Source organism: Marinomonas sp. KMM3893 (genome assembly GCF_004352855.1).
GTDB lineage: Bacteria > Pseudomonadota > Gammaproteobacteria > Pseudomonadales > Marinomonadaceae > Marinomonas > Marinomonas arenicola.
In genome coordinates this window covers 1-1,751 of the sequence record NZ_SJSC01000014.1, presented here as the reverse complement: position 1 = coordinate 1,751, position 1,751 = coordinate 1, and the positions used below count along the sequence as shown (strand labels likewise).

Annotated in this window: 1 rRNA gene; it reads right to left on the bottom strand. The window is 51.5% G+C overall.

The window, feature by feature from the left end:
- Nucleotides 1-18 precede the first annotated feature (18 nt).
- Nucleotides 19-1,751: ribosomal RNA gene (locus E0D71_RS17345) — 23S ribosomal RNA — on the bottom strand; the annotation flags it as partial.

The window sequence follows — 1,751 nt, the reverse complement described above, 5'->3', positions numbered from 1 at the left end:
AAACCACTTTGGTGTTATATGGTCAAGCCTCACGAGCAATTAGTATTGGTTAGCTCAATGCCTCACAGCACTTACACACCCAACCTATCAACGTCCTAGTCTCGAACGGCTCTTCAGGGGACTTATGTCCCAGTGAGATCTTATCTTGAGGGAGGCTTCCCGCTTAGATGCTTTCAGCGGTTATCCCGTCCGAACATAGCTACCCGGCAATGCCACTGGCGTGACAACCGGAACACCAGAGGTTCGTCCACTCCGGTCCTCTCGTACTAGGAGCAGCTCCTCTCAAATCTCAAACGTCCACGGCAGATAGGGACCGAACTGTCTCACGACGTTCTAAACCCAGCTCGCGTACCACTTTAAATGGCGAACAGCCATACCCTTGGGACCGGCTTCAGCCCCAGGATGTGATGAGCCGACATCGAGGTGCCAAACACCGCCGTCGATGTGAACTCTTGGGCGGTATCAGCCTGTTATCCCCGGAGTACCTTTTATCCGTTGAGCGATGGCCCTTCCATACAGAACCACCGGATCACTAAGACCTACTTTCGTACCTGCTCGACGTGTCTGTCTCGCAGTTAAGCGTGCTTTTGCCTTTACACTCTACGCATGATTTCCGACCATGCTGAGCACACCTTCGTGCTCCTCCGTTACTCTTTGGGAGGAGACCGCCCCAGTCAAACTACCCACCACACAGTGTCCTCGATCCAGATAATGGACCTGAGTTAGAACCTCAAACATACCAGGGTGGTATTTCAAGATTGGCTCCACTTGAACTGGCGTCCAAGTTTCAAAGCCTCCCACCTATCCTACACAAATAGGTTCAAAGTTCACTGTGAAGCTATAGTAAAGGTTCACGGGGTCTTTCCGTCTAGCCGCGGATACACAGCATCTTCACTGCGATTTCAATTTCACTGAGTCTCGGGTGGAGACAGTGTGGCCATCGTTACGCCATTCGTGCAGGTCGGAACTTACCCGACAAGGAATTTCGCTACCTTAGGACCGTTATAGTTACGGCCGCCGTTTACTTGGGCTTCGATCAAGAGCTTCGCTTGCGCTAACCCCATCAATTAACCTTCAAGCACCGGGCAGGCGTCACACCCTATACGTCCACTTTCGTGTTTGCAGAGTGCTGTGTTTTTAATAAACAGTCGCAGCCACCTGGTATCTTCGACCGACTAGTGCTTACGGAGCAAGTCCTTCACACCGGCCGGCGTACCTTCTCCCGAAGTTACGGTACCATTTTGCCTAGTTCCTTCACCCGAGTTCTCTCAAGCGCCTTGGTATTCTCTACCTGACCACCTGTGTCGGTTTGGGGTACGGTTTCTACATATCTGAAGCTTAGAAGTTTTTCCTGGAAGCATGGCATCAACCACTTCACCCAAAAGAGGGCTCGTCGTCAGTTCTCGGTCTTCCTATTAAAAGGAGGTGCCCGGATTTGCCTAAGCACCTAACCTACCGCCTTAAACACAGACAACCATCGCTGTGCTGGCCTAGCCTTCTCCGTCTCTCCATCGCAATATGTACAAGTACAGGAATATTAACCTGTTTTCCATCGACTACGCATTTCTGCCTCGCCTTAGGGGCCGACTCACCCTGCCCTGATTAGCATGGGACAGGAAACCTTGGTCTTCCGGCGGGGGAGTTTTTCACTCCCCTTATCGTTACTCATGTCAACATTCGCACTTCTGATACCTCCAGCCTGCCTTACAGCTTGACCTTCAACGGCTTACAGAACGCTCCTCTACCATGCA